Source organism: Sphaerotilus mobilis, assembly GCF_004216565.1.
GTDB lineage: Bacteria > Pseudomonadota > Gammaproteobacteria > Burkholderiales > Burkholderiaceae_C > Sphaerotilus > Sphaerotilus mobilis.
In genome coordinates this window covers 461,102-487,295 of sequence record NZ_SGWV01000009.1, presented here as the reverse complement: position 1 = coordinate 487,295, position 26,194 = coordinate 461,102, and the positions used below count along the sequence as shown (strand labels likewise).

The 26,194-nt window shown below is 70.1% G+C and carries 26 protein-coding genes; 10 read left to right on the top strand and 16 right to left on the bottom strand.

Going from position 1 to position 26,194, the window contains the following annotated elements:
* Positions 1-3: 3 nt before the first annotated feature.
* The 4 genes from EV685_RS11490 to EV685_RS11475 all read right to left on the bottom strand — a co-directional run bounded on the left by EV685_RS11490 (position 4) and on the right by EV685_RS11475 (position 5,238).
* On the bottom strand, positions 4-954 hold the full coding sequence (locus tag EV685_RS11490) for a prenyltransferase (protein ID WP_130482147.1): 951 nt from the start codon (positions 952-954) through the stop codon (positions 4-6).
* 75 nt (positions 955-1,029) lie between these two features.
* Positions 1,030-1,491, bottom strand: a complete 462-nt coding sequence (locus EV685_RS11485) for a hypothetical protein (RefSeq protein ID WP_130482146.1) — start codon at positions 1,489-1,491, stop codon at positions 1,030-1,032.
* A 2-nt stretch (positions 1,492-1,493) separates the two neighbouring features.
* Entirely contained in the window at positions 1,494-2,132 is a 639-nt protein-coding gene (locus tag EV685_RS11480; RefSeq protein WP_130482145.1) for a glutathione S-transferase family protein, read from the bottom strand.
* Positions 2,133-2,253: 121 nt separating this feature from the next.
* The gene (locus EV685_RS11475) at positions 2,254-5,238 is read right to left on the bottom strand and encodes an adenosylcobalamin-dependent ribonucleoside-diphosphate reductase (RefSeq protein ID WP_420820826.1); all 2,985 of its coding nucleotides are present in this window, start codon (positions 5,236-5,238) and stop codon (positions 2,254-2,256) included.
* Between the two features lie 302 nt (positions 5,239-5,540).
* Here EV685_RS11475 and EV685_RS11470 point away from each other — a divergent pair, with 302 nt between their 5' ends.
* The 4 genes from EV685_RS11470 (at position 5,541) to EV685_RS11455 (ending at position 7,707) form a co-directional block, all read left to right on the top strand.
* Positions 5,541-5,960, top strand: coding sequence for a metal-sulfur cluster assembly factor (locus EV685_RS11470; RefSeq protein WP_130482143.1), 420 nt, complete (start codon positions 5,541-5,543; stop codon positions 5,958-5,960).
* 153 nt (positions 5,961-6,113) lie between these two features.
* Positions 6,114-6,557 (top strand): iron-sulfur cluster assembly protein, encoded by a 444-nt coding sequence (locus EV685_RS11465; protein WP_130482142.1) that lies wholly within the window; start codon positions 6,114-6,116, stop codon positions 6,555-6,557.
* Between the two features lie 89 nt (positions 6,558-6,646).
* Complete coding sequence (gene asd / locus EV685_RS11460) at positions 6,647-7,507, top strand: archaetidylserine decarboxylase (RefSeq protein ID WP_130482141.1); 861 nt, start codon at positions 6,647-6,649, stop codon at positions 7,505-7,507.
* 5 nt (positions 7,508-7,512) lie between these two features.
* Positions 7,513-7,707 carry an oxidoreductase-like domain-containing protein gene (locus EV685_RS11455; protein WP_130482140.1) on the top strand — a complete coding sequence of 65 codons (195 nt, stop codon included), beginning with the start codon at positions 7,513-7,515 and terminating at the stop codon, positions 7,705-7,707.
* Between the two features lie 68 nt (positions 7,708-7,775).
* Here EV685_RS11455 and EV685_RS11450 read toward each other — a convergent pair whose 3' ends face one another.
* On the bottom strand, positions 7,776-10,460 hold the full coding sequence (locus EV685_RS11450; protein WP_130482139.1) for a bifunctional acetate--CoA ligase family protein/GNAT family N-acetyltransferase: 2,685 nt from the start codon (positions 10,458-10,460) through the stop codon (positions 7,776-7,778).
* A gap of 469 nt (positions 10,461-10,929) precedes the next feature.
* The gene (locus EV685_RS11445; protein ID WP_130482138.1) at positions 10,930-12,639 is read right to left on the bottom strand and encodes an AMP-binding protein; all 1,710 of its coding nucleotides are present in this window, start codon (positions 12,637-12,639) and stop codon (positions 10,930-10,932) included.
* A 152-nt stretch (positions 12,640-12,791) separates the two neighbouring features.
* Here EV685_RS11445 and EV685_RS11440 point away from each other — a divergent pair, with 152 nt between their 5' ends.
* Positions 12,792-13,832: an esterase/lipase family protein gene (locus EV685_RS11440; protein ID WP_130482137.1), complete on the top strand. Its 1,041-nt coding sequence runs from the start codon at positions 12,792-12,794 to the stop codon at positions 13,830-13,832.
* Here the strand turns inward: EV685_RS11440 and EV685_RS11435 are convergent.
* The gene (locus EV685_RS11435; RefSeq protein ID WP_130482136.1) at positions 13,829-14,689 is read right to left on the bottom strand and encodes an HDOD domain-containing protein; all 861 of its coding nucleotides are present in this window, start codon (positions 14,687-14,689) and stop codon (positions 13,829-13,831) included. The genes EV685_RS11440 and EV685_RS11435 overlap by 4 nt on opposite strands.
* 159 nt (positions 14,690-14,848) lie before the next feature.
* Between EV685_RS11435 and EV685_RS11430 the strand changes: the two genes are divergently transcribed.
* Positions 14,849-15,637 (top strand): DUF2189 domain-containing protein, encoded by a 789-nt coding sequence (locus tag EV685_RS11430; protein ID WP_130482135.1) that lies wholly within the window; start codon positions 14,849-14,851, stop codon positions 15,635-15,637.
* 17 nt (positions 15,638-15,654) lie between these two features.
* Positions 15,655-15,864 carry a DUF2788 domain-containing protein gene (locus EV685_RS11425; RefSeq protein ID WP_130482134.1) on the top strand — a complete coding sequence of 70 codons (210 nt, stop codon included), beginning with the start codon at positions 15,655-15,657 and terminating at the stop codon, positions 15,862-15,864.
* Between the two features lie 16 nt (positions 15,865-15,880).
* On the opposite strand, the gene EV685_RS11420 is transcribed toward EV685_RS11425, so the two are convergent.
* From EV685_RS11420 to EV685_RS11380, 9 genes are all read right to left on the bottom strand, one after another.
* The gene (locus tag EV685_RS11420; protein WP_130482133.1) at positions 15,881-16,156 is read right to left on the bottom strand and encodes a DUF493 family protein; all 276 of its coding nucleotides are present in this window, start codon (positions 16,154-16,156) and stop codon (positions 15,881-15,883) included.
* 38 nt (positions 16,157-16,194) lie between these two features.
* Positions 16,195-17,118 carry an aminotransferase class IV gene (locus EV685_RS11415; RefSeq protein WP_130482132.1) on the bottom strand — a complete coding sequence of 308 codons (924 nt, stop codon included), beginning with the start codon at positions 17,116-17,118 and terminating at the stop codon, positions 16,195-16,197.
* A 91-nt stretch (positions 17,119-17,209) separates the two neighbouring features.
* Positions 17,210-18,391 carry a D-alanyl-D-alanine carboxypeptidase family protein gene (locus tag EV685_RS11410; RefSeq protein ID WP_130482131.1) on the bottom strand — a complete coding sequence of 394 codons (1,182 nt, stop codon included), beginning with the start codon at positions 18,389-18,391 and terminating at the stop codon, positions 17,210-17,212.
* A gap of 41 nt (positions 18,392-18,432) precedes the next feature.
* Entirely contained in the window at positions 18,433-19,059 is a 627-nt protein-coding gene (locus EV685_RS11405) for an alpha/beta hydrolase (RefSeq protein WP_130482130.1), read from the bottom strand.
* A gap of 28 nt (positions 19,060-19,087) precedes the next feature.
* A complete protein-coding gene (locus EV685_RS11400; RefSeq protein ID WP_130482129.1) occupies positions 19,088-19,420 on the bottom strand; it encodes a (2Fe-2S) ferredoxin domain-containing protein in 333 nt (110 codons plus the stop codon).
* A 50-nt stretch (positions 19,421-19,470) separates the two neighbouring features.
* A complete protein-coding gene (locus tag EV685_RS11395) occupies positions 19,471-20,574 on the bottom strand; it encodes a VanZ family protein (RefSeq protein ID WP_130482128.1) in 1,104 nt (367 codons plus the stop codon).
* Between the two features lie 13 nt (positions 20,575-20,587).
* Positions 20,588-21,028, bottom strand: a complete 441-nt coding sequence (locus EV685_RS11390) for a CopD family protein (protein ID WP_130482127.1) — start codon at positions 21,026-21,028, stop codon at positions 20,588-20,590.
* Between the two features lie 111 nt (positions 21,029-21,139).
* Positions 21,140-21,397, bottom strand: coding sequence for a hypothetical protein (locus tag EV685_RS11385; protein ID WP_130482126.1), 258 nt, complete (start codon positions 21,395-21,397; stop codon positions 21,140-21,142).
* A gap of 103 nt (positions 21,398-21,500) precedes the next feature.
* Positions 21,501-22,835: a serine/threonine-protein kinase gene (locus tag EV685_RS11380; protein ID WP_130482125.1), complete on the bottom strand. Its 1,335-nt coding sequence runs from the start codon at positions 22,833-22,835 to the stop codon at positions 21,501-21,503.
* A 158-nt stretch (positions 22,836-22,993) separates the two neighbouring features.
* Here EV685_RS11380 and argS point away from each other — a divergent pair, with 158 nt between their 5' ends.
* The 3 genes from argS (at position 22,994) to EV685_RS11365 (ending at position 26,171) form a co-directional block, all read left to right on the top strand.
* Complete coding sequence (gene argS / locus EV685_RS11375) at positions 22,994-24,679, top strand: arginine--tRNA ligase (protein ID WP_130482124.1); 1,686 nt, start codon at positions 22,994-22,996, stop codon at positions 24,677-24,679.
* Between the two features lie 70 nt (positions 24,680-24,749).
* Complete coding sequence (locus tag EV685_RS11370; RefSeq protein ID WP_130482123.1) at positions 24,750-25,445, top strand: SPOR domain-containing protein; 696 nt, start codon at positions 24,750-24,752, stop codon at positions 25,443-25,445.
* Positions 25,446-25,502: 57 nt separating this feature from the next.
* Complete coding sequence (locus EV685_RS11365; protein WP_338054448.1) at positions 25,503-26,171, top strand: thiol:disulfide interchange protein DsbA/DsbL; 669 nt, start codon at positions 25,503-25,505, stop codon at positions 26,169-26,171.
* The last annotated feature ends 23 nt before the right edge of the window (positions 26,172-26,194 follow it).

Sequence of the window (26,194 nt, the reverse complement as noted above, 5' to 3'; positions counted from 1 at the left end):
CCTTCACCCCCGCAACCACACCACCCGCCCATAAGCCGCACTCAGCAGCAGCCCGTGCAACACGGCCACCGCCACGGTCACGACCATCACGGCGCGCAGGCGCTGGGGGTGGCGGGCGTCGATCAGCAGCCAGATGGCGGCCCAGCCGCTGGGCAGGGCGGTCAGCAGGGCCCAGCCGGCCTTGGACGGCAGCCAGTCGGCCCACCACCAGGCGGCGACCCAGGTGTGGGCGGCCAGCACGATCAGCAGGTGCAGCCACGCGGCGGGGACCGGGCCGAGCCGGACCACCAGCGTGCGCTTGCCGACCTGGGCGTCGGCCTGCGCGTCGGGGAATTCGGCGACCCACAGGATCGCGCCGACCAGCAGCGCCAGGCTGACGCCGGGCAGCAGCGCCAGCGTGTTGAGGCGGTGCTGCTGGACCACGTCGGCCCCCAGCACGACCAGCCACCAGGCCAGCACGACGCCGAGTTCGCCGAGCCCGCGCGACATCAGCGCGACGCGTGGCTGCGAGTAGGCCCAGCCCAGGGTCAGGCCGACCAGGCCGATGGCGATCAGCGCCGGCCCGGCGCGGGCGGCCAGCACGATGCCGCCGCCGACGACGACCATGGCGAGCACGTGCACGGCGTCGCGCAGCTGATCGGGCGTCAGCACGCCGTCCTGGACCATGCGCGAGCCGCCACTGAAGGGCGCAATGCGGCCGGTGTTGATGGCGTCCGAGCCGATCTGGGCGTCGCCCCAGTCGTTGTGCAGGTTCATCGCCGCATGTGCCAGGACGGCCAGCACGATGGCGGCAGCGCCCGCCGGCCAGTCCGGCGGCGCACCACAGGCCAGTCCGGACAAGGTCCCCAGCAAGGCCGCCACGGCGGTGACGAGCAGAAAGCCCGGCCGCGTGGCGCGGACCCAGGTGCGCCAGCCGGGTCGGCGCGCCCCGGCGGAAAGGAGAAGGTCGGTCATGGCGCCAGCTTGACAGCGACGCCGGATCAGGCCTTGACGGTTCGCAAGCGGGCCGAAGGCCGGACCGCCGTCGCTTCAACGCCCTTGTTGTGGCGCACGTCCGCGCGCCTTCAGGGCCTGGCGGATGCGCTCGCTCATGGCCTCGAAGTCGCTGCGCAGCTGGCTGCAGGCGGCGGCGTTGCTCGACTCGCACAAGGTCGACACGTCGACACGCAGCTCGCCGCCGCGCGGGCGCTCGACGATGCGACGCACCAGCGCCGGGTGGGCCGGGTGGCCGGCCGGCGTGAAGGACCACTGCGCCGATGCCATCGGTTCATTGACCGTGGTCCAGCCGTCGGCATGCGTGACAACGGTGCCGTTGCCGTCGCGGGCCTCTAGTGCGCTCAGGGCCTCGGCAACCGTCGCATACGGGATCGGTGGCAGGGCGCTTGAACCGGTTGAGGCGGTTGATGCAGTCGAGGCCGCATCCTGGGCGAGCGCCGAAATCGCCAGCAGCAGGCCGGGTAGCACCAGCCAAGCGCGTGAAACACGATTCATCGTCATGCCTTCGTCGCGTCGATGCGGGCCTGGTTGATCTGGTGGGCGCGCCGTGCGGCCTGGCGGGACTGGACCCGGGCGACATAGGCCTCGAAGGCCGGCCGCTTCTCGATGGTGCCGAACATCAGGCCCCAGCCGAGGCTGGAGCCGACATACACGTCGGCCGCCGTGAAGCGCTCGCCGCACAGGTAGGGCCCGGTCGACACCGCGCCTTCGAGCGCCGCCAGCGTCTGGTCCCTGGAGCCAAAGCCGACCATGCCGCTGCGGCCCTCGGGCACCTGCCAGCCCAGCGCATGGGCGACGGTCGCCTGCTCCAGCGGGCCGGCCGCGAAGAACAGCCAACGCAGGTAGGCCGCACGCTCGCGGCTGGCCGGATCGGGCGCCAGCCCGGCCTGCGCAAAGCGGTCGGCCAGATAAGCGCAGATGGCAGGCGCCTCGGTCACGACCGCATCACCATCCCGCAGCGCCGGCACCTTGCCCATCGGGTTGATGGCCAGATAGGCCGGTTCCTTCATCGCCGGCCCGTAGTCGAGCCAGACGGTGGTGTAGGGCTGCCCGACCTCTTCGAGCATCCAGTGCGCGATGCGGCCGCGCGACTGGGGGTTGGTGTAGAAGACGAGCGCGGCGGGATCGGTGGACATGAGGGCCTCCTGAGGGGACGGAGGCTGACCCTAGCGCCAAAGCAGCCGCTTGTCGGCCCCGGGGAAGTGCGCAGAGGCGGGCCCGAAACACCCGCCCTCAGGCAACGATCCCCGAGCTCGCTCACCCACACGCCCCCACATACCCACAGCTGGTGCAGAAATCGCACCCGTCCTTGTGGATCATGGTGGCGTTGCCGCACTCGGGGCAGGGCTTGCCTGCCATCACCTTGCGGGTCGGGGCGGCGGCTTCGGCGGTGTCGGTGGTGTCGATTGAGGCCACGGCGGCGATCGGGGCGGCGAGGACGCCCATGGCGTTGACCGGCTCGCCCTCGGCCGTCAGCACGCCCAGCATGGCGTAGCGGTGGATCACGAGGCGGGCGACGTAGGCGACCGTGCTGGGCCAGATCTGCTGGCGCTTCTGGCCGGGGACCGGGGCCATGAAGTGGCCCAGTGGCTCGCCGACGTTGAGCAGCTTGCGCAGCTTCATGCCGACCCAGGCCGGGTCGATCACGCGCATGTCCAGCGACAGCAGGCGAGCCAGGCCGTCGAGGGCGCGCGGGTAGTTGCCGGCGAAGCCGATCGCGCAGGGCCGGGTGACGTGGCTGCCGTCCGGGCCGGGCAGGGTCACTTCCTTGAGCGTCAGGGTGAATTCCTCGCCGGTGGCGGGGTTGTGGATGTCGACCGCCCAGGCCAGCGTGCCGTCGCTGCCGGTGCGCGGCTCTTCCCGGCTGAACATGGCCGCCAGGACAGGCGACGGACCGCCTTCCTGCAGCGCGCCGAGCTGCTCGCAGCGCCAGCGGATCACCGCTGCGGTCGCGGCGACGACGCCGGGGAAGAGCTTCTTCTCGCCGGTCGGCGGGAAGGGCATCTCGAAGGCACGTTCCTCGGCCACGGTGGCCAGCGCGTCAAGCTTGAGCTTGAGCCAGGCGGCGTCGTTGGCCCGCATGTCCAGCGACAGGGTCTTGGCCAGTGCGGCCAGGCCGCGCGGCTGCTCGGCGCCGTTGACCCAGACCTCGAAGGGCACGTTGCGCTCGAACAGGCCGGCATCCGGTCCGGCGGCGGCCGGCAGCTCGCCCACGAACAGCGCGAAGTCGCCGTGCGGGTGCTGGATCATGTAGCTCCAGGCCGGGTTGCCACCGCTCATCTCGGGCCGGCTCGGCCAGCGCAGGCTGGACATCACCGGCTGCGGCAGGCGGTCCAGGCGCAGACGCTGGTTGGCGCCGGACGGTGCGCCCTCGGCGACGGTCAGCGGCTTGGGGCTGGCGGCGACAGCCGCCGGTGCATCGGCCACCGGAGCGGCGACCGGTGCGGCCACTGGCGTCGGCTCGACGCTCAGCACCGCGCCCAGCACGCTGTTCGGGCGGTAGGTCGCCAGGCCCTTCAGGCCGGACTTCCAGGCCGCCATGTAGAGGCCCTGGAAGTCCTCGTAGGGATAGTCGGCAGGGACGTTGACGGTCTTGCTGATCGAGGTGTCGACGCAGGGAGCGACCGCCGCGACCATCATCTCGTGGGCCTCGGCGCTCATCTCCAGCGCGGTCACGAAGGCCTCGCCCATGGGCGCGTCGACGCCCTTGAGGTGGCGGTGCAGGCGCCAGGCGTGGTCCTCGACGCTGTATTCCTTGAAGCTGCCATCGGCCTCGCGCTTGCGGCGGGTGTAGGTCCAGCTGAAGGGCGGCTCGATGCCGTTGGAGGCGTTGTCGGCGAAGGCCAGGCTGATGGTGCCGGTCGGCGCGATCGACAGCAGGTGCGAGTTGCGCAGGCCGTGGGCGCGGATGCGGTCCTTGACGGCGGCCGGCAGGCGCGAGGCGAAGCTGCCGCGGCTGAGGTAGAGATCGGCGTTGAACAGCGGGAAGGCGCCACGCTCGACGGCCAGGTCGACCGAGGCGTTGTAGGCCGCGTCGCGCATGACCTCGCTGATGTGGCGCGCCATGTCGCGCGCGGCCGGGGTGTCGTAGCGCAGGCCCAGCATGATCAGCGTGTCGCCCAGGCCGGTGAAGCCCAGACCGACGCGGCGCTTGTTGGCCGCTTCCTGCTGCTGCGCGGGCAGCGGCCAGACGGTGGCGTCCAGCACGTTGTCGAGCATGCGGGTGGCGACGGCGCAGACCTCGCTGAAGCCGGCCTCGTCAAAACCGGCATCGGCCTCGAACGGGCGGGTCACGAAGTGGGTCAGGTCGACCGAGCCCAGGCAGCAGCAGCCGTAGGACGGCAGCGGCTGCTCGGCGCAGGGGTTGGTGGCGGCGATGGTCTCGCAGTAGCCCAGGTTGTTGTCCTGGTTGATGCGGTCCAGGAAGAGCACGCCCGGCTCGGCGTGGTCGTAGGTCGAGCGCATGACCTGGTCCCACAGGTCGCGCGCGCGGACCTCGCGGTAGACCCACAGGCCGTCGGCGCGCTGGCGGGCACCCGCCGCCTTCTGCTTCGGACCCGGCTCGGCCTTGTGGACCAGCTCGATCGGGCCGTCGGCCTCGACCGCCTGCATGAAGGCATCGGTCACGCCCACCGAGATGTTGAAGTTGCGCAGGTCGCCCTGGTCCTTGGCGTGGATGAAGGTCTCGATGTCCGGATGATCGCAACGCAGCACGCCCATCTGGGCGCCGCGCCGGCTGCCGGCCGATTCGACCGTCTCGCAGCTGCGGTCGAACACGCGCATGTAGCTGACCGGGCCGGAGGCGTGGCTCTCGGTCGAGCCAACCCATGCGCCTTGCGGGCGGATGCGGGAGAAGTCGTAGCCGACCCCGCCACCGCGCCGCATCGTTTCGGCGGCTTCGGTCAGGGCGGTGTAGATGCCGGGGAAGCCGTCCTCGGCCTCGGCGATCGAGTCGCCGACCGGCTGGACGAAGCAGTTGATCAGCGTCGCGCTGAGCGTCGTGCCAGCGGCAGAGGCGATCCGGCCGGCCGGCACGAAGCCGCGTTCCTGGGCGGCCAGGAATTTCGCCGTCCAGGCCTCGCGCTGCTCGGGCGCCTCGACGGCCGCCAGCGCGGCGGCCACGCGGCGGCGCACGTCGGCGATGGTCTTCTCGTCGCCCTTGGCGTACTTTTCCTGCAGCACCTCGGTGCTGATGGCCTGGGCCGGCAGGTTGGCGCGGCTGGGGGCTTCGGGGGTGTTCACGGCGCTGCGGCGGGGCGCGGCAGGGCGGCTCGGGGAGGTGGTGGCGTCGCTGTCGAAGAGCGACAGGTCCTGGCGATTCGGGTCGGACATGGAGGGGTCTCCGTGGATCAGGGGCGGAGCATAGTGCGGACGCCGGGCGCCGCCCATACCCCGGCGGGAACCTGCGCGATGGATCAGATCCGGCGCATTCCGACCCCTTGACAGCGCCCTGATCGGTCGCTTGGCTTGACCCGGCGCAAGCCCTTCCGGCGCGTCCGACCGATAGTGCGCACACCCTGTCGCACGCCTTGCGGAGGCCCGCCATGTCGCGCTGTCCTGACATTTCCTACCTGCCGATGAGCTGTCCGAGCGGTCTGGCCGAACCACCACGCCCGGGCCTGAGCAGCGATGCCGACCTGCGCCTGGCCGGGCCGACCGGCGCGCTGCTGCGCGCGCTCGATGCCCTGCGCGGGGTGCGCGACCCGCTGCTGGGCGCCGGCATCGTCGAGCTGGGCCTGGTCGAGTCGCTGCAGATCGAGGACGGCGACGTCCGCCTCTGTCTGGTGGCCATCGGCCCGGACTGCCCCCTGTGCGACTTTGCCGCCGACCGCGCCCTGCGTGCATTGCAGGCGGCGCTGCCCGACACCGACATCTATGTGCGCCACGACCCGTGGCTGGAATGGACGCCCGAACGCGCCAGCCCAGGACTGCGCGATCGGCTCGACGCGGTGCGGCACGGCTGAACCGGCGCCGGTCGACCCCACGATCCAGGGGTCGGGCCGGACCCGCACCGCCTCGGATGCAGCAGCGCAACAGGCGTCGACTTTCACGGCCGGGCGTGTCAAGCTTGACTTCGCTCAACTTCGTCGAGCCCACCCGGGCGCAGGATCTCACCCATGGACTCCGACACCCGCCACGCCCGTCCCACGAACCCGACGATCTGGCTGCAGGCCGCCCCCGCCACGGCCGACGCAGCCGTGGCGACCGACACGGCCTGCGGACCGTGCGCGAACCTGCCGTCATCCCACCAGGACGAACCGGCGCAGCTGCGGCTGTCCGGTCCGGTGGCCCACCTTGAAGCGGTGGTGGCCGCCCTGCGTGGCGTGCAGGAACTGCGCGAGCCTCAAGACATCGTCGCAAGCGGTCGTGTCCAGGCCATCGACATCGCGGGCGACGAGGCCACGCTCACGCTGCGCATGGGACAAGGCCGGTGCGTGGACGCCCATGTGCTGGCCGAACGGGCCTTCGAGGCCCTGCGCGCCGCCTTGCCCGACACCGATCTCTATCTGCGTCACGACCACCCGATCGGCTGCGCCGGCAAGGCTGCAGCGGGCACCTGAAACGGTTGCATCCGGGCACGTCCGGGGGTCAGGACCCGCAAGGTGGCGCCGATACACTGCGGCCCGTTTGTCCACCACCGGTGCCTGCCGTGTCCGATCGCCTTGCCGTCCTGCCGCAGTACCTCCTGCCGAAACAAGCCCTGACGGCCCTGGCCGGACGCTTCGCCTCGGCCCGCGCTGGCGGCCTGACGACCTGGGTGATCCGCCGCTTCGTGGCCCGCTACGGGGTCAACATGGCCGAGGCGGCAGACCCGGACATCGGCCACTACGCCAGCTTCAACGACTTCTTCACCCGCGCGCTGCGGCCCGATGCCCGGCCACTGGCCGATGCCGATCTGATCTGCCCGGTCGACGGCGCCATCAGCCAGTTCGGACGCCTCACCGGCAACGCCGGTGACCAGATCTTCCAGGCCAAGGGTCACCAGTACAGCACCACCGCGCTGCTGGGCGGCGACCCCTTCCAGGCGCTGCCGTTCGCTGGCGGCCACTTCGCCACGCTCTACCTGAGCCCGCGCGACTACCACCGCATCCACATGCCCTGCGACGGCCGGCTGACGCGCATGACGCACGTGCCCGGCGCGCTGTTTTCGGTCAACCCGACGACCGCACGCGGCGTGCCCGGCCTGTTTGCGCGCAACGAACGGGTGGTCTGCTTCTTCGAGGGCCCGCACGGCCCCTTCGTGCTGGTGCTGGTGGGCGCGACCATCGTCGGCAGCATGGCGACCGTCTGGCACGGCCTGGTCAACCCGCCGCGTCCCGGTCACCTGCGGACCTGGACCTACGAGGCCAGCGGCAGCAGCGCCGTCATGCTGAAGAAGGGCGAGGAGATGGGCCGCTTCCTGCTTGGATCGACCGTGGTGATGCTGTTCCCGGCCGGCCCCTTGCGCTTCAACCCCGCCTGGGCGCCGACCCGCGCGATCCGCCTCGGCGAGGCGATGGCCAGCCTGTGACGTCGATGAACGGGATCGCCGAAGACCCGCGCCCGCTCGAACCTGAGCCGCTGCCCGAAGGCGCCTGCTGCGACAGCGGCTGCGACCCCTGCGTCCTGGACACCTGGCGGGCCGACTGGCTGGCCTGGAAGGCGGCGCTGAAGGCCTGGGAAGGCCGTCAGGCGCAGCGGGTCATCCCGATCCAGCCCACATCGGATTGATGCTGGGTTGATGCTGGACTGAGGTCAGCCTCAGGTCGGCCTGAGGTCAGCCTGAAAAGCCGCCCGCATCAAAGCGGCTTGCTGACCAGCTTGAACTCCGGATCTTCCGCAAAGCTGGCCACGCGAAAGCCCAGGCCACGCATCAGGCGCAGCATGTTCGGGTTGTTGGCCAGCACCAGGCCGTCGATCTCCGACAGGCCACGGCTGCGCGCCACCTCGATGATGCTGAGCATCAGCCGCGATCCCAGGCCCTGGCCCTTGTAGGCGTCCGACACCACCAGCGAGAACTCGCAGCTGGTCTGGTCCGGGTTGGTGATGTAGCGCGACACGCCGATGATCTGGCGCACCTCGCGCACGCCGCCCTCCGCGCTGTCGTCGGGGATCTTGTCGACATGCACGGCGACCAGCGCCATTTCCCGGTCGTAGTCGATCAGCGTGTAGCGCGCCAGCATGCGGGCCGGCAGCTCGTGCATGGCGCTGGCGAAGCGGAAGTAGCGGCTTTCCTCGGACAGGTTGCGGGTGAAGGCCTGCAGCATGTCGGCATCGTCGGGCCGGATCGGCCGGATCGTGTAGAGGTCGCCGCCCTTCATCGGCCACTCGCGTTCCTGGCTGGCCGGGTAGGGCAGGATGGCCAGGTGGTCGTAGCCGTGCATCGCGCTGGCGGTGTGTTCGATGACGATGCGCGCGTCGACCGCGACCACGCCGTCCTCGTCGACGATCAGCGGGTTGATGTCCATCTCACGCAGCTGCGGCAGCGCACAGACCATCTCCGAGACCCGCAGCAGGACCTGCTCGATCGCGTCGGCCTGGACCGCCGGCAGGCCGCGCCAGGCACCCAGCATCTCGGCGATGCGTGAACGTTCGATCAGCCGGTGCGCCAGGAACTGGTTGAGCGGCGGCAGCTCCATCGACCGGTCGGCGATCAGCTCGATCATGGTGCCGCCGGCGCCGAAGGTGATGACCGGGCCGAAGGGGTCGTCGGTGGTCATGCCGATGTAGACCTCGCGGCCATGGCGCTTGCCGCTCATGGGCTGCACGGTGACGCCGTGGATGCGCGCCTGCGGCAGCGCCCGGGCCACCGTCGAGAGCATGTCCTGGCAGGCGTCGCGCACGGCGCTGGCGCTGCGCAGGTTGAGGATCACGCCGTTGACATCGGACTTGTGGCTGATGTCGGGCGAGTCGATCTTCAGCGCCACTGGGTAGCCCAGCTGGCTGGCGATCAGCATGGCCTCGTTGGCATCGCGGGCCCGCATCGTGCGGGTGACGGGGATGTGGAAGGCCGCCAGCAGCGCCTTCGATTCCATCTCCGTCAGGACCTTGCGGCGCTCGGCCAGCACACCCTCGATCAGCAGCCGGGCGCCTTCCGCGTCGGGCACCAGCAGGCTGGACAGCGGCGGCGGCGTCTGCTGCAGCAGCTGCTGGTTTTGATAGAAGCTGGCGATGTTGTGGAAGGCGTCGACGGCCGACTCTGGCGTGCGGAAGGTCGGGATCGAGCGGTCGTTGAGCAGGATGCGCGCATCGCGCACGCTTTCCTCGCCCATCCAGCTGGTCAGCACCGGCTTGGCCACACGCGACAAGGTCTCGCAGACCACCTGCGCGATCGCGTCTGGGTCGCCTTCGGGCTTGGGGGCGTGCAGCACCAGCAGGCCGTTGACCGCTGGATCGCGGGCACAGGCCAGCAAGGCGGCGCGGTAGTGCTCGGGGCCGGCTTCCTCGCTCAGGTCGATCACGCCGTCCAGCGTCGCGCCTGCGGGCAGGCTGGGCGCCAGCTCGTCGCGCAGCGTCTGGCCCAGCGTGACCACGTTCAGACCCATCTCGTTGGCATGGTCGGCGGCCAGCACGGCCGGGCCGCCGCCGTTGGTGATGATGGCCAGGCCCCGGCCGGTCGGCCGGTAACGTGAGGCCAGGCACTTGGCCGCCGAGAACATCTGCGTGAAGGTCCGCACCCGCACCACGCCAGCGCGTCGCAAGGCGGCCTCGAAGACATCGTCCGACCCCACGATGGCCGCCGAGTGCGTCAGCGCGACGCGGCTGCCCGCCGGCTTGCGGCCGGCCTTCATCACGACCACTGGCTTGGCGTAGGCGGCCGCGCGCAGCGTGCTCATGAAGCGGCGTGCGTTCTGGATGCCTTCCAGGTAGACGAGGATGCTTTGTGTGGCCGCGTCATGGGCCAGGAAGTCCAGCACCTGCGGCAGGTCGACGGCGGTGTTGGCGCCCAGCGAGATGACGTTGGAGAAGCCCACGCCGTTGCGCGCGGCCCAGTCCAGCATCGACGCGGTCAGCGCGCCGGACTGCGACACCAGCGCCAGCGGTCCGGGCGCCGCCAGCCGGCCGGCCAGGCTGGCGTTGAGCTTCTCGTGCGGGCGCTGGAAGCCCAGGCTGTTTGGACCCAGCAGGTGCAGGTCATGACGCCGGGCGATCTCGTGCAGTTCCTGACACGAGGACTGCGGCAGGTTGCTCGACAGCACCAGCGCGGCGCGGCAGCGGATGCGCCCGGCGATCTCCAGTGCGGCGGCGATGCGCTCGTGGGGCAGCGCGATCAGCGCCAGGTCCGCCCGCGTGATCGCCAGATCACCGAGCGTGCCGGTCATCTCGGTGTCGAGGTGGGTGACGCGGCCTTCGAAAGGCTGCGCCTTCAAGGCCTTCAACAGGACCCGTGCGGGGCCGTGCGTCAGCGTGTCGGGATCCTCGCCGCCGGTGAAGACGACCAGGCTGGAAGGCAGAAACAGGGGATGCAGGAAGTGACGGTCCACGGGCGGGGTCCGGACGGCAGGAAGTGAACAGATGTGGCTCAGGATAGGTCAGCACGGTGTCAGGCGGGCGGTCCCGCCAGGGCCGTCAGGAACTTCCTTGTTGCACCGCAACATCGACCCGTGAGGTCCTCACGCCGCAGGCCCCGCAGGGCCGGCGTTGTCCCCTGTATTCATCGGCTGTTTTTGAAAATTTTCAGGGTAGTAGTCGTAATAGAGGCGCCCATCTTCTGTGGACAAGCCCGAAAAGCCCTTTTCGATCAAGGACTTGCAAGGCCCACAAGCCTGTGGGCCGGGGCCCTGGAAGCACAGGGGCAAGGTGACAACAACTTGACGGACGGCGCCGGACCTGTGGATTCATCCCGAACCGTGCCGGACTTGCCCACAGGCTTGTCCTCGCGACGCGGATCGCTGTGGGCAAGATGTGGACAAATTCGGGCAAGTTCAGGCAAGTTCAGGCAGCTCTGGTCCTTCAGCCCGCCTTGGCAGGCGGTGCGTCGCGCAGTTCGCGGCGCAGGATCTTGCCGACGTTGGTCTTGGGCAGCGTGGTGTGGAACTCGATCACATGCGGCCGCTTGTAGGCGGTCAGCTGCTGGCGGCACCAGGCGGCGACGTCCTCGGCGCTGAGCTGCGGATCACGCCGGACGATGCACAGCCGGACCGCCTCGCCGGTGCGCTCATCGGGCATGCCGACCGCCGCGCACTCGGCCACGCCCGGCATCAGGCTGACGACCTGCTCGATCTCGGTCGGGTACACGTTGAAGCCGGAGACCAGGATCATGTCCTTTTTGCGGTCGACGATGCGGACCTGGCCGGTCGCATCCATCGTGCCGATGTCGCCGCTGCGGAACCAGCCCTCGGCGTCCAGCACCAGCGCGGTCTCGTCTGGCCGTTGCCAGTAGCCCGACATCACCTGCGGTCCGCGGATGCAGATCTCGCCGGCCTCGCCGATCGGCAGGTCACGGCCGTCGTCGTCGCGGATGGCGATCTCGGTGGACGGCATCGGATAGCCGATAGCGCCGGTGTACGCCTTCACGTCGACCCGGTTGGCGCAGGCCACCGGCGATGTCTCCGACAGGCCGTAGCCCTCGACGATCGGACAACCCGTCAGCGCCAGCCAGCGCTGCGCGGTGGCCTGTTGCACCGCCATGCCACCGCCCATCGAGATGGCCAGCGCCGAGAAGTCCACCGTCTTGATGTCCGGGTGATCGAGCAGCGCGTTGTAGAGCGTGTTGACGGCCGGGAAGAGGTGGAAGCGCACGCTGGCCAGCGTCTTGATCGTGCCGGCGATGTCGCGCGCATTGGGCACCAGCACCATGCGCTGGCCCAGCCGCGAGCCCAGCATGAAGCAGATCGTCAGCGCGAAGATGTGATAGAGCGGCAGGGCACAGACGCCGGTCATCTGCTCACCATGCTGGCGGGTGATCGGGCTGAACCAGCTCTCGCACTGGGCGATGTTGGCGACCACGTTGCGGTGCCGCAGCATCGCGCCCTTGGATACGCCCGTGGTGCCGCCGGTGTATTGCAAGAAGGCCAGATCGTCCGGTCCCGGCGCCACGCGGCGCAGCGTCATGCCCTGGCCGGCCTTCAGGGCCTCGGGCCAGCGCCGCAGCGTGTGGCCGGCCCGCTCGGGCAGCGTCCAGGGCGGGATCAGCTTCTTGACATGCCGCACCACCGTGTTGACCAGCAGCCGCTTAAGCGGCGCCAGCGCGTCGCCCAGCTGCGTCACCAGGACATGGCGCACGCGGGTCTGGGCGATCACCGGCGCCAGCGTGGCGGCGAAGTTCTCCAGGATGACGATGGCCTCGGCACCCGAGTCGACCAGCTGGTGCGACAGCTCGCGCGGCGTGTAGAGCGGGTTGACGTTGACGACCACATAACCGGCGCGCAGCACCGCCGCCAGCGAGATCACCATCTGCGGCACGTTGGGCATCATCAGCGCGACACGCGCGCCCGGTTCCAGTCCCAGCGATTGCAGCCAGGCGCCGATCGCGCGCGACTGCGCTTCGACCTCCGCGAAGCGCAGTGCATGACCCATGAACAGCAACTGCTCGCGCTGGGCATGGCGTTCGAAAGCGTCTTCCAGCAGGTGGACCAGGCTGGGAAAGGCGGCCGGTCCGAGATCGGCGGCGACGCCGTCGGGGTATTGGTCCAGCCAAGGGCGGGAGCTGCGCGTGTCCATGGTGTTCCTCGAGACGTTGGAATGCCGGGGCTACGGGCGGCGTTGCCCAGATGAACCCAAGCTGCACCTAGGATGCCAGCGAGCGCCGCCCTGGCCCACTGGGGTCGGCACCATGTCGGCCCCTCGTCAGGGCCACCGGATCGGGAGCTTGGATGGGTGCACCGCAGCAAGGACGAACGGCCGATGACGCCATCTGGCGCCTGCGCACAACTTGGCTGATCGGCCTGGCCTCCGCGCTTGGCTTGGCAGCCTGGCTCTGGCAGGGCGCCGATGACGTCGCACCCGTGGCGCGCCTGCTGCTGGCGCTGCTGCCCTTCTGGTGCGGCCTGTTGCTGACCGTGCTGGCCTTCGCCACCGAGATGGTGTCGGTGGCGCTGCAGCACCGCGACGACCCGGCCCCGCGTCCCGCCGCAGCGATGCTGCTGCGTGCCGGCCTGCGTGAATCCTGGCTGGCGACCCGCGTGTTCGGCTGGCGCCAGGTCTGGCGCAGCCGGTCGGCGCCGGATCGCCTGGGTCAGCCGGGTCAGACCGGCGTGCTGCTGGTCCACGGCTACCACTGCAACCGCGGCTTCTGGTGGCCGGAATGGCCGGCTTGGCTGGAGCACAAGCGTCTGCCGCATGTCGCGCTCGACCTGCAGCCGGCCTGGACCGGCATCGACAACTATGCGCCGCAAGTCGAAGCCGGCGTGGCCCGCTTGCTGGCCTCGACCGGCCGGATGCCGCTGATCGTCGCCCACAGCATGGGTGGCCTGGCGGTGCGTGCCTGGTGGCGCTGGCGCGAGGCACAACGCGCCGCCGGCGTCGACCTGCCGGATCTGCCCATGCCCCTTGTGCTGACCTTGGGCACCCCGCATCGCGGCACCTGCCTGACACAGCTCTCCGGCGGCTTCGGCCCGCCCAACGCCCGCCAGATGGCCCCCGACAGCCCCTGGCTGCAAGCCCTCGCCGCCAGCGAGTCAGCCGCCTGGCGCGCGCGTTTCACCTGCGTGCACAGCCACTGCGACAACGTCGTCTTCCCACCCGCCCGCGCGGTGCTCAAAGGCGCCGCCGAGGTCCAGCACTGGCCGGGCCTGGCGCATCTGGAGTTGTCGCGGGATGGGCGGGTGTGGGGGGTGGTGGAGCGGCTGTTGGCTGACGCGACCGGTGACAGTTGGACGACGACCGGACGAACGTCAGCAAGCCCGTTGACCTAGCTGTCCAGCTCCCCCAGCAAGCCCCGCACCGCCATCGGCGACAGGTTGAGCAGCTGTGAGAGTTCTTCGATGTCGTCGGGCAGGGCGGCGTTGTCCCAGCCGGATTGGGTGTGGCGGGCCAGTTGGACCGCGAGCTTGACCAGGCGGCGCTGGGGTTGGACCAGGGCGAGGCCTTCGGCGTGGTCGTCGGTCAGGCGCAGCAGGCGTTCGGGCAGGTGCCAGGCGCGCAGCAGCGATTGCTCGAGGTCGATCAGGCTGACGTGCAGGACGTCGCGCTGGGCGGTCTCCGAGCGCAGCGTCGGGTCGGCGTGCAGGCGGGCGGCGACCTCGCCGATCAGGGCGGGGGCGTGGCACCACAGCAGCATCTCGGTGACGTCATGCAGCAACGCGGCGATGCGCAGCAGCGTGACGTCGGACTCCATGCGGTGGATGCCAAAGCCGAGCGCGAAGCGGGCCGATCGGTGGGCCCGGCGCAGCACGGCGGCCAGGCCTTCCCGGGCCTGGGGCTGGTTGGCCAGCAGGTCCTCGACCACGCGGGCCTCGGCGCTGGCGCGGAAGAAGGTGCCGATGCCCAGCATCATCACCGCCGACGTGATGGTTTCGGCCGGCGTGACTTGGCGGACGTGGCGCTGGCGGGCGGCGAGGTCCAGCACCCAGAGCGTGGCCAGCGGGTCGTCGTCGATCGCGACGTCGATGCGGTGGGCGTCGACGTTGCCATGGGTCTCTTCGGCCTCGGCCAGCGCGGCCAGGGCGGCGGCGCTGCTGGCCAGCAGGGGGATGGGCCGGTCGCGCAGGGCAGCGGTCCAGGACGCCAGGTCGGGCAGGGCGGCGGTCAGCGGGCGGAGGTCGGTGGACATGGCTTCGGTCTTCCGGCGGGGTCTGCGTCATGCCGGTACAGGCATGGGCCGATGATGAGCTTATCGGCCACATCCGCCATCGCCTTGAACCATGCCAAACGCGGCTTTCCCATGACGAAGCGCATGAAACCGCGTCGGACGCTGCTCTAGCATCGACCCATGAACGTCGACGCCACTGTCCCCCAGACCCCCATCCGCATCCTGCGGCCGCTGCAGCCGCTGACCTGGCTGGAGCGGGCGTGGCACGACATCCGGATCGCCCCGGGCATCGCCTTCTCGCACGGCCTGCTGCTGGCGCTGGCGGGATGGTTCATCCTGGCCGTGGCACGGCACCAGTTCTGGGTGATGGCCGGCGCCTTGTCGGGCTTCCTGATCGTGGCGCCGGTGGCGGCCACAGGGCTCTACGCGGTCAGCCGGGCGATCGAGCGCGGCGAGCCGGTGGGCTGGTCGACCGTGACGGCGATCTGGCTGTCGGTCGACCGCCGGCTGGTGACCTTCGGCCTGCTGCTCGGGCTGGCGGGCACCGGCTGGGTGCTGACCTCGGCGGCGCTGATCCACGCGCTGTCGCCGTCGCCGGTGGTCACGCCGATCGACTTCCTGCGGCTGGTCGTCGCGAATCGCCAGTCCTGGCTGTTCGAGCTCTGGCTGGCGCTGGGGGCTCTGCTGGCCGCGCCGGTCTATGCGTCCAGCGTGCTGGCCATTCCGCTGATGCTGGACCGCCCGGTCGGCGTCCTCGACGCCGTGCTGGTGAGCTGGCGCGCTGTGATCGAGAACCCCTTGCCGATGGCGATCTGGGCCGCCCTGCTGATGGGTTTCACGCTGCTCGGGCTGGGCTCGCTGTTGATGGGCCTGATCGCGGTGGTGCCGATGCTGGGTCATGCCAGCTGGTACGCCTACCGCGACCTGGTGCCGCCGGCCACGCCGGCCGTTGCGATGGCGCGCGGCTGAACGGGACGGACGACACCATGTTTGGCTACTCCGAAGAACAGCTCGCCCAGTTCGGCCTGACGGTTGGCGTCACGGCCTTCATCCTCTACATGCTTTTCATCATCGCGCAGCTCGCGCGCGAGTCGAAGGCGGGCCGCTTCGGCACCTTCGTGCTCTTCCTGGTGCTGTCGTTCGGGATGCTCGGCTTTGTCGCCAAGAACGTGATCGCCTGGGTCCTCGACATGTGAGGTGTTGGCCGCTCGCTCAGAGAACGATCTTCACCATCGGATGCCCCGACAGCGCGCGGTAGAGCGCGTCGAGCTGCTCGCGGCTGGTGGCGCGGATGGTGATCGTCAGGCCAAGGTAGTTGCCGCTCTTGCTGGGCCGTTGCTCGACGGTGGCGGGGTCGAAGCCGGGGTCGAATTCGCGCGCGACCGCGACGATGGCGTCCAGGTAGCCGGGCACGTGCGGGCCCATGACCTTGATCGGGAAGTCGCAGGGGTACTCGATCAGCGATTGTTCGGGCGGGATGTCAGGCATGGCGTGCGGTCCTTGGGGCGAGCCAGGGACGTGGGGCATCAGATCGATTGTTCAAGCTTGGCCTGCTCATAGGCTTCATGCAGCCGGGCATAGACCGGACCGGGCTTGCCGCGACCGGCGCCGTGGCCGACCGGCTCGCCGTCCAGGCGCGTCACCGGCAGCAGCTCGCGGCCGGCCGAGCTGATCAGGATCTCGTCGGCCGCGTAGAGCTCGGCCTCGCCGATCGGGCGCAGGTGGCAGGCGATGCCGGTTTCCTCGCACAGCGACTGCAGCAGTTCCAGCCGGATGCCGGCCAGCGTGTGGCCGGAGGGCGGCACGCCGATCAGCGCGCCTTCCAGCACGATCCAGACATTGCTCGAAGAGCCTTCGCTGACGGTCACGCCGCCGTGCGGCATCTCGCGCAGCAGGATGGTCTCGTCGGCACCGGCGTCCATGGCCAGCTGGCGCGCCATCACATTGCCCAGCAGCGAGGTCGACTTGATGTCGCCGCGCGACCAGCGGAAGTCCGCGTGCGTGATGCACGAGGCGCCGCGGTGACGCTGTTCCGGCCCGGGCGGGTGGTGCGGCGTGCTCATCAGGAAGACGGTCGGCTTGAGCCCGGCGGGCATGCCATGCACCCGTGGGGTGACGCCCCGGGTGATCTGCAGGTAGAGCAGCTGCTCATCGCCACCTCCGGCCTCGGCGACGCGCTCGACCAGCTCACGCATCAGCGCCAGCCAGGCATCGCGCCCGTGCGGGTTGGGGATGCGCACGGCGGTCAGGGAACGTTCCAGCCGCAGCATGTGCTCGTCGAAGCGGAACAGCCGTCGGCGGTAGACCGGCACGACCTCGTAGATGCCGTCGCCGAACATGAAGCCGCGGTCCAGCACCGGCACGCGGGCCTCGTCCAGCGCCAGCCAGCGGCCATCGAGGTGGCAGGGCAGTTCGCCGACGTGCACGTTTCGGGTCGGGTGATGGGTCATGACCAGCCTCCGTTCGCTCCCGGCCCGGGCGGGCTGCCCCGGCTGGAAGGACCAGATTAGCGCGACTGCCGCCGCCGCGCCATGTGCTGGCTCAGCGTATCCACAGCCGCAAGCTGTCCCAGCTGCGGCCCAGCAGGCCGGCCAGCGGCACGTCCTCGGTCACGGTGATGGGCGTCTGCGCGAGCACCTTGCCGTTGGAGGTGATCTTGAGCGTGCCAACGTTCTGGCCCACCGTCAGCGGCGCCAGCAGCGGGTCGGTGCGGGTGATCTCGGTCTGCAGCTTGCCCAGCTCGCCACGCGGCGCGGTCACCACCAGCGGCTGCAGCAGGCCCAGCTTGGCTTCCTTGGCGGCGCCCTTCCAGACCGTTGCGGTGGTGATGGTGGCCCGGGCGTCGTAGACCTTGACGGCGTCCCAGGCGCTGTAGCCCCAGTTCAGCAGTTTCTGGGCCTCGTTGGCGCGCGACTCCCGCGAGGCCGAACCCAGCACCACCGCCACCAGCCGGCGCGGACCGGCGGGCATGTCGCGCTTGGCGGTCGCGATCAGACAGTAGCCGGCGGCGTCGGTGTAGCCGGTCTTGAGGCCATCGACCGTCGGATCGCGCCACAGCAGCAGGTTGCGGTTGCTCTGCTTGATCTTGTTGTAGGTGAATTCCTTGGTCGTGTAGTACTTCGCCTCGTTGGGGAAGTCCAGCAGCAGGCGGGTGGCCAGCACCGACAGCTCGCGCGCCGTGCTGACATGGCCGGGCGCGGGCAGGCCCTCGGGGTTGCGGAACTGCGTGACCTTGAGGCCGAAGGCCTGGGCCTGGCGGTTCATCATGGCCACGAAGTTCTCGACCGAGCCGCCGACCGCCTCGGCCAGCTGCACGGTGGCATCGTTGCCGCTCTGCACGATCATCCCCAGGATCAGGTCCTCGACCCGCACCTGCGTGCCGATCTGGATGTACATGCGCGAGGCGTCGGTCATGCCGGTGCGCCAGGCGCGTTCGGACACGGTGAGCGGCTGGTCCAGGCTGAGCTTGCCCTCGCGCAGGGCCTGGAAGACCAGGTAGGCGGTCATCAGCTTGGTCAGCGATGCCGGTTCGACGGTGGCATCGGCATCGCGTTCGGCCAGCACCTGACCGGCGCTGGCGTCATAGAGCATGTAGGCGCGCGCGGCCACGTCGGGCGCGGCGACCTGGGCCTGCGCCGGGGCCACGGCAAGCACCAAGACCAGCGCGGCGGCGAACAGCGGTCGGCACAGGCCGGCCAGCAGGGAAGGGGTCGAAAACAGCATGTGGTGATTCCAGGTGGGGCCGATGGCCCGGCGCGGCCGGCTCAGTGCCAGCTGCGCACGATCAGTTGGCGCAGCTGGGTGAGCTGGCCGTGGAAGAAGTGGCCGACGCCGGGCATGACGATCACCGGCAGCTGCTGCGGCCGGGCCCAGTCCAGCGTGGCCGACAGCGGCACGACGTCGTCCTGCTCGCCATGGATGACCAGCGTGTCGGCTGGCACCGGCGCGGGCGTGGCCCGCTGGGTCGATGGGCCGACCAGCACCAGCCGCTCGGCCGCCTCGGCGCCGCTCAGGCGGGCCGCCGCCAGCGTCGTCACGTAGGCGCCGAAGGAGAAGCCGCCGAGCACCAGCGGCAGGCCCGGGCGACGCAGGGCAGCGACCACCGCGAGCAGGTCGTCGGACTCGCCGCGACCCTCGTCGTGCGTGCCGGCGGTGGCGCCCACGCCGCGGAAGTTGAAGCGCACCGTCTCGTAGCCCAGCAGCACCAGCGCGCGGGCCAGGGTCTGGGCGACCTTGTTGTCCATCGTGCCGCCAAACAGCGGATGCGGATGCGCAACCACCGCCACGCCGCGCGGTGTCTCGCGATGCAGCTCATCGGTTGGTCGGTCGATGGCGCATTCGATGGCCCCGACAGGGCCGTCGATGAGGCGGCGTTCGGTCTGGGCGTTCATCGCGGCAGCCCTGGCGGGCGACGAGCGATCACCGGCCGACGTCCGGCGCCAGCACCAGGCGCTCGACCACCTGACCGTCGCGCAGGTGCGATTCGACGATCTCGTCGATGTCGGTCTGGTCGACGAAGGTGTACCAGGTGGCTTCGGGGTAGACCACCGCGACCGGGCCGCCGGCACAGCGGTCCAGGCAACCGGCCTTGTTGACGCGGACCTGGCCCGGGCCGGCCAGACCGAGGCTCTTGACCTTCTGCTTGCAATGGTCGAAACCGGCCTGGGCGGCGTGGTCGGCGCAACTGGATTCGCCGTTCGAACGCTGGTTCAGGCAGAAGAAGATGTGACGCTGGTAGTAGCTGCTGCTCATGGGCGGGATTGTAGAAGTCGACCTGAGGGCGCCTGGCGCCGGGACTTGTATCAGCGTGCACCCGGCCGCGCGCGCGCGACCTCGGCGAGCAGCCAGCCCAGCGCCGCGAAGGGCCAGATCCAGCCGACCCAGCGCGCCACGCCGTGGAAGCGGATGAAGCGGCCCTGCTCCCAGCGTGCCAGGCTGGAGGTGAAGTAGGGATCGGTGCCCGCCTGCGAGGCCAGCGCGATCAGCGCCGTCAGGCCGACCAGCCCGAGCGCGGCGACGACCCGCGCGGGCAACACCGCCAGCAGCAGGCCGAGCAGGCCGGCCAGCGCGAGCGCCGGCCAGAAGGCGGGCGTCAGCCAGGTCAGGGCATGGTCGGGGCCGAAGTTCAGCGCCGTCGACAAGGTGGTGGTGGCCACTCCCAGCACGGCGGCGCCCAGCACCAGGACCAGCCGGTGGCGGCGCTGGTGCGAGATCGCGCAGGCGATCCAGCAAGGAGCGAGCAGGCCGAGGGCGATCGCGGCGGTTTCCAGGCTGGGCGACAGCGGCGGCGGTGGGGTCGGCGCGTTCAACCAGCCCTCGAAGGCACTGCCGGCGAGTTCCTCGTGCAGTGCATCGGCCAGCCGGACCAGGCCTTCGCCCAGCCCCATCGGCACCGGCGGCGGGAACAGCAGGCCGACGGGCCAGGTCGTCAGCAGCGTCAGGCCGACGGCACCGTGCGGCACGAACCAGCGGTCGCGCCAGCGCTGCCAGACCTGCAGCAGGCCGAGGTCCTTCGCGCTGGCCGCCAGCAAGGCGCCGACCAGCGTGCCGGCGCTGTTGAGGGCCCAGTCCACCCGCGACGGCACGCGCGAGGGCAGCAGCAGCTGGCACCACTCCATCAGCAGCGACAGCAGCGCGCCCCACAGCAGCGCTTGCGCGCCAGCGCGCACGACGCCGTGGCCCGCGCGCAGCCAGCCCATCGCCAGCAGGAAGCCGAGCGGCTGGTAGGCCAGAAAGTTGGACCACAGGTCGAAGCGCGGCGAGGCCGGGCTGGGCAGCCACAGGCGCAGGTACCAGGGCGGGCCGGGCGGCCAGCGCCAGCCGTCGAAGGGATGCAGGCTGGCGTAGACGATCAGCAGCAGCCAGGCCAGCGCCATCGGCCAGGCCGAGGATCGGGAGGGGCGCATCGGCCGGGCGGCGTCAGAAGGGCTTGACGACCACCAGCACCACGATGGCCGCGAAGGCCAGCACGGCGATCTCGTTGTAGACCCGGAACCAGCGGTGGCTGCGGGTGTTGGCGCCGCGTTCGAAGCGCCGGAGGTGGACGGCGTTGACGTGGTGGTAGCCGATCACCACCAGCACCAGCGCCAGCTTGGCGTGCAGCCAGCCGTTGCCGGGCCCCTGTCCGATGCCCACGCCGAGCCAGAGCCACAGGCCGCTGGCCAGCGCGATCCACATCAGGCCACTCGCGAAGCGGTGCAGCTTCCGCGCCATCACCAGCAGGCGCTCGCGCTCGGCGATGCTGTCGGACGCGACCATGGCCAGGTTGACGAACAAGCGCGGCAGGTAGAACAGGCCAGCGAACCAGCTGGCGATGAAGACGATGTGCAGGGCCTTGACCCAGAGGTAGCTGGCAGACATGCGAACGATCATAGCCACGGGCCATCGACGCGCATCGCTTCGGTTCTTTTCCGGATCGCGCCATGAAAAACGCCCGGACCAGCCGGGCGTCGTCGCGATGTCAGCGTGTGCTTACTTGGCCGCGTCGGCCACGCACTTCTTGACGAAGCTGTTCTTGGCAGCGCCGGCCAGCTTCTTCTCGGCGGCCTTGGCGTCGCAGGCGGCGCCAGCGTCACCGGCGCCCGACTCACGCTCGCACTTCTTGACGAAGCTGTTCTTGGCGGCGCCCGCCAGCTTCTTCTCGGCGGCCTGGGCTTGGCAGTCGGCGGCCTGGGCGGCGCCGCTCAGGGTGGCCAGGGTCAGGGCGATCAGGGAGATCCAGGTCTTCATGGCAGGGTTTGCTCCAGCACGTTGGCAAGGTTGACCAGCCCGGGTCGGGCTGGCGGCCGGCGGGATTCAACCCTGAGCCCACGCGGGGCACAAGGGGTGTTGCTCAGAGGATGCGGCGCGGGTGCGCCAGCGCCTCGTGGGCGGCGTGCAGGCGGCGCACCAGCACGCGGATGAAGGCCTCGTCGAACAGGTGGCGGCAGGCCGGGCTGAGCTTGCCCAGGCTGTCGGGCGAGAAGCTGATCGTGGTGGTGGTCTCGGTCACGACGATGTCGGTGCTGTGGCGGCGCAGCTCCGGGTTGGGTGCCAGATAGGCCATCTCGCCCACCGAGGTGCCGGCGCCCAGCTCGGCCACGCGGCGGCCGTCGCGGTACACCTCGACCGCACCGGAGGCGATGATGTGGAAGTGCCGCCCTTCCTCGCCCTTGGCGTAGAGCGCGTGGCCGACCGGGAAGCGCTGCCACTTGGCGCGGTGCACCACTTCCCACAGCGCCACGTCGCCGAAGTTGTTGAAGAACTCGAGCGTGCGCAGCAGCGTGAAGCGTTCCGAGTCCAGCACGCCCTGCAGCGCACCGCGTGGCACGTGGTGCTTGGCGATCAACTGTGACAGCGCATCGCCGACGGCGTCCCAGGACGGGTAGCGGTGGTCGCTGCGCTTGGACAGGCAACGCTGCACGACCTGGTCCAGCGCCGTCGTGACCCCCGCGCGCAGGCCCACCAGCGAGGCCGGCTGGGCGTGGCAGATCTGGTGCATCAGGCTGGCCTGGCTGGCCGCCTCGAAGGGCGCGTGGCCGGCGATCAGGTGGTAGAGCACCGCGCCGAGCGAGTAGATGTCGGCCCGCGCGTCGAGCTGGCTGCCGTCGAGCTGCTCGGGCGACATGTAGGCCAGCGAGCCGACCCGGTGCACCTGGGTCGAGTCCGAGGCCAGGTTCAGCGCGCTGCCGAAGTCGGTGATCTTGACGTCCGAGACCACCCCGCCGGCCTCCAGCGCCAGGATGTTGGCCGGCTTGACATCGCGGTGGATCAGGCCCTGCCGGTAGCAGTAGCCCAGCGCCATCGCGCACTTGAAGCCGATTTCGACGATCTGCTCCAGCGGCAGCAGGTGGCCGGGCTGGCAGTAGGCGCGCAGGGTCGTGCCGGGCACGTACTCCATGACGACGTAGGGCGCCGACGGGTCGGGCACGGCGTCGAAGATGTCGACCACGTTGGGGTGGTGCAGCAGACCGGCCAGCGCCGCCTCGGAGGCGAAGAAGCGCGAGAAGACGTGACCGTCCTGGGCGTCCGTCAAGACGTTGGGGCGCACCCGCTTGACCGCCACCTGGCGGTCATGGAATTCGTCATGGCAGAGGAAGACCTCGCTGGTGGTGCCTTCGCCCAGGCGTCGGATGACACGGTACTTGCCGATGCGTTCGGGCTGTTCCGCGATGCTGAGGTCGATCATGGGATGGGGTCGGTGGGGGACGCTTGAGTTTTTCACTGCCACGCCCGCCCGACAAGCCGATATGAGGGGTAACTCAGGGGCATCTGACACGCATGCGCCCGCTCCCGACGCCCAGCCTTGCGGCCGGACGAGCCTGGGGGGCCCCCTAGAATGAAGCCATGATTCAAGCCAAAGCGGAACTGTTGGCAGCGCTGGAACAGGCGCTGGCCGAGGTGGCACCGGGACATGCCCTGGTCCCCACCTTCGAGAACCCCAAGCAGGCCGCCCACGGCGACCTGGCGATCACCGCCGCGATGCCGCTGGCCAAGGCGCTGAAGAAGAACCCGCGCGAGCTGGCGTCGGCGCTGGTCGAGGCCCTGGGCCGCCAGCCGGCCGTGCAACGCTGGGTCGAGGCCACCGAACTGGCCGGACCGGGCTTCATCAACCTGCGCCTGCGCCCGGGCGCGCGCCAGCAGGTCATCGCCCAGGTGCTGGCCGACACGGACCGCTTCGGCGTCCAGCCGGCCAACGGCCAGCGTGTGATGGTCGAGTTCGTCTCGGCCAACCCGACCGGTCCGCTGCACGTCGGCCACGGCCGCCAGGCGGCGCTCGGTGACGCGATCTGCAACCTCTACGCGACCCAGGGCTGGCAGGTCCACCGCGAGTTCTATTACAACGACGCGGGCGTGCAGATCGGCACGCTGGCCGCGTCGACCCAGAGCCGCCTGAACGGCCTGAAGCCGGGCGACGCCGGCTGGCCCGAGTCGGCCTACAACGGCGACTACATCGCCGACATCGCCGCCAGCTTCAGCCAGCGCGAGACGGTGGCGGCCGATGACCGCAGCTTCACGGCCTCCGGCGACGTCACCGATCTGGACGGCATCCGCCAGTTCGCCGTCGCCTACCTGCGCCATGAGCAGGATCTGGACCTGCAGGCCTTCGGCGTGCGCTTCGACCACTACTACCTCGAGTCCGGGCTCTACACCAGCGGCCGGGTCGAGCAGATCGTCGCCCGCCTGGTCGCCGCCGGCAAGACCTATGAGGACGGTGGCGCGCTGTGGCTGCGTTCGACCGACTACGGTGACGACAAGGACCGCGTGATGCGCAAGTCCGACGGCACCTACACCTATTTCCTTCCGGACGTGGCCTACCACGCGCACAAGTGGGAGCGAGGCTTCAACAAGGTCGTCAACATCCAGGGCAGCGACCACCACGGCACCATCGCCCGCGTGCGCGCCGGCCTGCAGGCGGCCGGCGTCGGCATCCCGCTGGGCTGGCCCGACTACGTGCTGCACAAGATGGTCACCGTCATGAAGGGCGGCGAGGAGGTCAAGATCTCCAAGCGCGCCGGCAGCTACGTGACGCTGCGCGACCTGATCGACTGGACCAGCCGCGACGCGGTGCGCTTCTTTCTGATCAGCCGCAAGGCCGACACCGAGTTTGTCTTCGACGTCGACCTCGCGCTCAAGGCCAACGACGAGAACCCGGTCTATTACGTCCAGTACGCCCACGCACGGATCTGCTCGGTGCTCGACGCCTACGTGGCCGATCGTGGCGGCGACCTGGCCGCGCTGGCTGGCGTCGACCTAGCGGCGCTGACCGCGCCGACCGAGACGGCGCTGATGAACAAGCTGGCCGACTACCCCGAGATGCTGCAGCGCGCCGCCGCCGATCTGGCGCCGCACGACATCGCCTTCTACCTGCGCGACGTCGCCTCGGCCTTCCACAGCTACTACGCGGCCGAGCGCTTCCTGGTCGACGACGCCACGCTGCTGCACGCCCGCATGGCGCTGTTGGCGGCGACCGCCCAGGTGCTGCGCAACGCGCTGGCCCTGCTGGGCGTGTCCGCACCGCGCAAGATGTGATCGGGGCGCAAGCCCATCTCCGCAGCCACCTCCGCGTCCACCGCAACCTCCACGCATCCCAACTGACTCCATGGCCTATCCGCAATCCGGCGCGCGCAAGGGCGCCCTCAGCAGCCAGCGCGGCGGTTTTGCGCTCGGGCTGATCGTCGGCCTGCTGATCGGGGTGGCCCTGTCGCTGGCTGTGGCGCTCTACGTCACCAAGGTGCCGGTGCCCTTCATCGACAAGGTGCCGCAGCGCACCGCCGAGCAGGACGCCGAAGAGGCCCGCAAGAACGAGAAGTGGAACCCGAACGCGCCGCTGGCGGGCAAGTCCGGCAACAGCCCGGCGGCGTCCGCCGTTCCTGGCGCCGTGCCAGGAACGACGCCGGGAACCGTGCTGGCGCCTCCGACGGCGCCGGCCACGCCACCAGCCGTCGTGGCCCCGGCGGCCAGCACCGGGTCGGCCACGCCCGCGCCGGTCGCCCCGCCCATCGCGGCCATCGGCGCCTCGCGTCCGGCGCCGTCGGCGCGCACGGCTGCCGATCCGTTGGGGTACGTGGTGCAGATCGCCTCCTACTCGCGCGCCGCCGAGGCCGAACAACAGCGCACCCGGCTGATCCTGGCCGGGCTGACCGATGTCAAGGTGGTCGAGTTCGAACAGGCGGGCGGCAAGATGTACCGCGTTCGCCTGGGGCCTTTCAAGGTCCGTGAGGATGCCGACCGTGCCAAGGACCAGGCGGCCAGTGCCGGCTTCAGCGATGCGTCGGTCTGGCGGGCCGGTCAATGAGACCCGCGGCAGGCCGTGGGCCTGCCGGAATGTTCAGCTTGCCAAGAGGAAAACGAGATGATGGATCGTCGTGAGTGGATGCAGGGCAGTGCCGCGCTGGCGCTGCTGGGTGGCTGGGCCGGTTCGGCCGCAGCGCAGAACTTCGTCGAGGGCAAGCACTATGTGAAGCTGCCCTCGCAGGTGCCAGTGACGGCGCCGACCGGCAAGATCGAAGTGGTCGAGTTCTTCTGGTACGGCTGCCCGCACTGCAACGCCTTCGAGCCGGCCCTGGATGCCTGGGCCAAGAAGCTGCCGGCGGACGTGGCCTTCCGCCGTGTGCACGTGGGCTTCCGCCCGAGCTTTGAGCCGCAGCAGCGCCTGGCGGCGACGCTGGAGGCGCTCGGCTGGTTCGACGCCTTCCAGCGCAAGATCTTCCACGCCATCCACGTCCAGCGTCAGCGCCTGGACCGGGCCGAGGAAATCATCGACTTCATCGAGAAGAACGGCGGCGACAAGGCCAAGTTCGTCGAGATGTACAACTCCTTTGGCATGCAGGCCAAGGTGCGCCAGGGCAAGCAGCTGGCCGAGGCCTACAAGATCGACGGCGTGCCCGCGCTGGGCATCCATGGCCGCTTCTACACCTCGCCCTCGTTGGCCGGCGGTGACAACACCCCCGAGCAGGAAGGCGGCCAGCGTGCGCTGGCGCTGACCGACCAGCTGATCGCGCGGGTGCGCAAGAACGCCTGATCGGCCGGTTGGCCGATGGCGGC